Source organism: Actinoplanes sp. KI2, from assembly GCF_025630775.1.
Classification (GTDB): Bacteria; Actinomycetota; Actinomycetes; order Mycobacteriales; family Micromonosporaceae; genus Actinoplanes.
The window spans coordinates 1-3,758 of the sequence record NZ_JAOSZE010000101.1; the positions used below are offsets into that span (position 1 = coordinate 1).

Sequence of the window (3,758 nt, forward strand, 5' to 3'; positions counted from 1 at the left end):
AACCGAGCTACAACCCACCAAAACTGAATAAGTAGCGCTCGTAGCCGATAGGTGGGGGTAGCTGGCGAACGCCGCTGGCTACCCCCGCTTCCTTGTTAGGAAAGGCAGGCCACCGTGACCAGCTCTGTTGACGGACTCGTCAGCGGCCTCAGCACGTCCAACATGATCAACCAGCTCATGCAGCTGGAGGCTCAGCCACAGACGTCGCTCAAGAACAAGGTGACCACGGCACAGACCGCGGTGGCTTCCTACCTGTCGGTCAACTCGGCGATCTCCGGGTTCCAGAGCGCCGGCAAGGCGCTCAGCCAGCTCGACACGTGGCGTGCGATCAAGGCGACGTCGAGCTCGCCGACGCTCTCCGTGTCCACCTCCGCCAGCATCAACGCCACCACCGGCAGCCTCACCTTCAACGTGACCTCGCTGGCGAGCAAGCAGTACACCACGATGGCGGTGGACACCACGCCGATCGACCGGAACAGCGACGGCAAGATGGACAGCACGACCCAGCTGGCGGTCTCCGACAAGATCACGATCACCACCGGGTCGGGCGCCACCGCCAAATCGACTGACATTGACGTCAGCGCCGACAAGTCGGCGGCCGGCATCGTGAACGCGATCAACAAGGCCAACGTCGGCGTCACCGCGTACGTCCTGAAGACCGGCGACACCCAGGGCGTCCTCCAGTTCACCAGCGCCAAGACCGGCGCGGCCAACGGCTTCCAGATCACCGGCCTGGACGGGGCCGGCCTGACCGGGACCTCGCCGGCCACCACGGCCGCGACCGACGCGCAGTTGCAGGTCAACGGCGGCGGCGGCAGCTCGTACACGGTCAGCAGCAGCACCAACACCTTCGCCAACCTGATGCCCGGCGTGACCCTGACCGCGACGAAGCTGGAGAACAACGTCACGGTCGACGTCTCCGGCGACAGCGGCTCCATCGCCGACAAGTTCCAGGCGATGGTGGACGCGGCCAACGCGGCGCTCCAGGAGATCAGCAAGCAGACCGCCTACGACCCCGCCACCAAGAAGGGCTCGCCGCTCACCGGCGACTTCTCGGTGCGCGAGATGCAGCAGAAGATCCTGAGCTCGATCAGCACGGGTCTCTCCTACCCTGACCCCAACTGGACGCCGCCGGTGCCGGACACCGTTCCGCCGTCGACCGCCCCCAAGATCAATTTTGGCTCGCTCTCCAAGCTCGGCATCCAGCTGGACAGCACCGGGCAGCTGACCTTTGACCGGAGCAAGTTCAACAACGCGTACGCCAATGACCCCGCCACGATCCAGACCGCCGGCATGGCGTTCGGCGACCAGGTCAACACCATGACCACCACGATGTCGAACAACCTCAAGGCGATCCAGACCAACCGCAACAACGCGATCAGCGACCTCAACGACCAGATCAGCAACTGGGACGTCCGGCTCGCGGCGAAGCGGGAGGCACTGCAGAAGCAGTACGCCGACCTCGAGGTCGCGCTCGGCAAGCTCAAGGACCAGTCCAGCTGGCTCTCCGGTCAGCTCGCCGGCCTCTCCTCCAACTGACCGCAAGCCACTTCCGGCCCCGACGTCCGGGGCCATTGACCGAGGGAAACTATGGCCAGTTCGCTGCGTGACCGCTACCTAACGGATTCGATCAACACCGCCTCGCCGGCAAAGCTTTTGCTCATGCTCTACGACCGGCTCGTGCTCGACCTCATCCAGGCGGAAGAGGCACTACGCGTGGTGCAGAAGTACGAGCAGTCGCCGGAGTGGGTCGCCGACTCGGAACAGCGTGTTCAGCAGCAAAACCAGCGCATGGAGGCACGTGCCGCAGCGCCCGAGCTGCTCACCCACGCGCAGGACATCGTCATGGAGCTGCGCACCACCCTGGACGTCGACGCCTGGTCGGGCGGTCCCGCCCTGGCCGACCTCTACTCCTGGCTGCTCTCCGAGATGATGGCCGCGAACATCGCCAGGGATCCCGACCGGGTCGCCGCCTGCCGGGCCCTGGTGGAGCCGCTGCGCGACACCTGGCGAGAGGCGGCCGCCGCGGCGGTCGCCGGTTGAGCCGATGACCGGAGACTGGCGCGGCGCCTGGACCGCTGCGCTCGACGAGCTCGAGCTCGACGTCTCGCAGATCGAGGCCATGCTGGCCGACGAGCGCCGGAACGCCGAGACGCCACCCGCGAACCTCTGGCGGCCGCCGACCGAGCTCGGCGCGTTGCCGCTGGAGCTCAAGCCGCGCGCCGACGAGATCCTCACCCGCCAGTTGCGGGTCGCCGAGGAGATCGGCCGCCGGCTCACCGCCAACCGCATGCAGATGGCGGCGACCGCCCGGATCGAGACCGGGGAGGCGGTCAAGCGCCCGGTTTACGTCGACCGCGCCATGTGACCAAACCACAAGGTCCCGGGACTCCCGCCAAGGGAGTTCCGGGACTTTTTGCGTGCAACTTCGCGGCAACCGGTACGCACTCAGTGGGTTACGGGCCGGGCCGAACTGCAAGGTACGAGCACGGATTGCTCAGAGAAAAGCCATGGATCGGCGCCCTTGCTGAAGCCCAAGGAGCTGCTGTGTTCGACGACCTTTCAACATCATCCCTGCGCGTCGCCGCCGCGGGGCTCGCCGCCCGGCAGAGCGCCATTGCCAACAACATCGCGAACATCGAGACCCCCGGCTACCGGGCTCGCAAGGTGGAGTTCGAGCAGGCACTGTCCGGCGCCATCGCCCGCGGTGACTCGCCGGCGTCGGTCACACCGGCCACGCAGACCTCCCTCGAGCCCACCCGGCTCAACGGCAGCAACGTGAACCTCGACGAGGAGACGCTGTCGCACATCGACACCACGATGCGCTACCAGCTCACGATGCGCGCCCTGGACAGCAAGTACGGCCTGCTCCGCGACGCGATCAAGGGGTCCTGATGAGCATCTTCAACGCGATCGGGGTCGCCGGGACCGGCGTCACCGTCTACCGCAAGTGGCTGGACGCGGTGTCCGACAACATCGCCAACATCGACAACGTCAGCCGCACCAACGAGAAGGCCTTCCAGGCCCGGTACGTGGTGGCCCAGGAGGCAGCGGACGGCAACGGTGCGCAGGTCGGTGGGGTCGCCTTCGGCAGCGCCCAGGGCATCCTCACCTACGACCCGCAGAACCCGCTGGCCGACAGCAAGGGTTACGTGCGCCGGCCGGACATCGACCTGGGCAGCCAGATGGCTCAGATGATGATGGCCCAGCGCGCCTATCAGGCAAACCTCTCGGTCGTCGACCGAGCCAAGGATTCGTACACCGCCGCGATCAACCTGGGGAAGTGAGCTGAATGACCATTCCGATCAGCGCCATCAGCGGGATCTCCGGCCTCAGCGGGATCTCCGGCATCAGCGGCGTCGACGCGCTCAAGGGCACCGACGCGCTCTCCGGCGCCGCCGCGAGCGCCGGCGCCGGGCAGGGACCGAACGCGAACTTCGGCGACATGCTCACCAAGGGCCTGGAAAGCGTGCAGGCGTCCCAGAACAGGGCCGACGACCTCGCTGTTCAGGTCGCCGACGGGACGCTGAAGGACCCGGCGCAGTACACGATGGCCGCCAATGAGGCGTCCCTCGGCTTGCAGCTCACGCTCGCTATCCGCAACAAGGCAGTGGAAGCCTTCCAGGAAATCATGAGGATGCAGGCCTGATATGACTGACCGTCTTCCCGCCCCGATTCGTCGCATCATCAACGCCTTCAAGTCGTTCACCGCAGGACAGAAGGCTGTCACGGTCGCGGCTCTGCTCGCTCTGGTCGTC

The 3,758-nt window shown here is 66.4% G+C and carries 6 protein-coding genes; all 6 read left to right on the forward strand.

Translation table 11 applies throughout. From position 1 onward, the window contains the following. Positions 1–114 precede the first annotated feature (114 nt). The 6 genes from fliD (at position 115) to fliE (ending at position 3,649) form a co-directional block, all read left to right on the forward strand. Positions 115–1,539 carry a flagellar filament capping protein FliD gene (gene fliD, locus ODJ79_RS46345; protein WP_263030146.1) on the forward strand — a complete coding sequence of 475 codons (1,425 nt, stop codon included), beginning with the start codon at positions 115–117 and terminating at the stop codon, positions 1,537–1,539. Between the two features lie 123 nt (positions 1,540–1,662). Then, a complete protein-coding gene (fliS, locus tag ODJ79_RS46350; protein ID WP_411267454.1) occupies positions 1,663–2,043 on the forward strand; it encodes a flagellar export chaperone FliS in 381 nt (126 codons plus the stop codon). 4 nt (positions 2,044–2,047) lie between these two features. Continuing rightward, entirely contained in the window at positions 2,048–2,368 is a 321-nt protein-coding gene (locus tag ODJ79_RS46355; protein WP_263030148.1) for a hypothetical protein, read from the forward strand. 179 nt (positions 2,369–2,547) lie between these two features. Further along, the gene (locus tag ODJ79_RS46360) at positions 2,548–2,895 is read left to right on the forward strand and encodes a flagellar basal body rod protein FlgB (RefSeq protein WP_263030149.1); all 348 of its coding nucleotides are present in this window, start codon (positions 2,548–2,550) and stop codon (positions 2,893–2,895) included. Next, a complete protein-coding gene (locus ODJ79_RS46365) occupies positions 2,895–3,287 on the forward strand; it encodes a flagellar basal body rod protein FlgC (RefSeq protein ID WP_263030150.1) in 393 nt (130 codons plus the stop codon). The genes ODJ79_RS46360 and ODJ79_RS46365 overlap by 1 nt, the downstream gene beginning before the upstream one ends. A gap of 5 nt (positions 3,288–3,292) precedes the next feature. Further along, positions 3,293–3,649, forward strand: a complete 357-nt coding sequence (gene fliE, locus ODJ79_RS46370) for a flagellar hook-basal body complex protein FliE (protein ID WP_263030151.1) — start codon at positions 3,293–3,295, stop codon at positions 3,647–3,649. The last annotated feature ends 109 nt before the right edge of the window (positions 3,650–3,758 follow it).

Bases quoted from the DNA above. Each gene is read 5' to 3' on its own strand.
- fliS (WP_411267454.1), top strand. From the start codon at position 1,663: ATGCTCTACGACCGGCTCGTGCTCGACCTCATCCAGGCGGAAGAGGCA.
- ODJ79_RS46355 (WP_263030148.1), top strand. From the start codon at position 2,048: ATGACCGGAGACTGGCGCGGCGCCTGGACCGCTGCGCTCGACGAGCTC.
- ODJ79_RS46365 (WP_263030150.1), top strand. From the start codon at position 2,895: ATGAGCATCTTCAACGCGATCGGGGTCGCCGGGACCGGCGTCACCGTC.
- fliE (WP_263030151.1), top strand. From the start codon at position 3,293: ATGACCATTCCGATCAGCGCCATCAGCGGGATCTCCGGCCTCAGCGGG.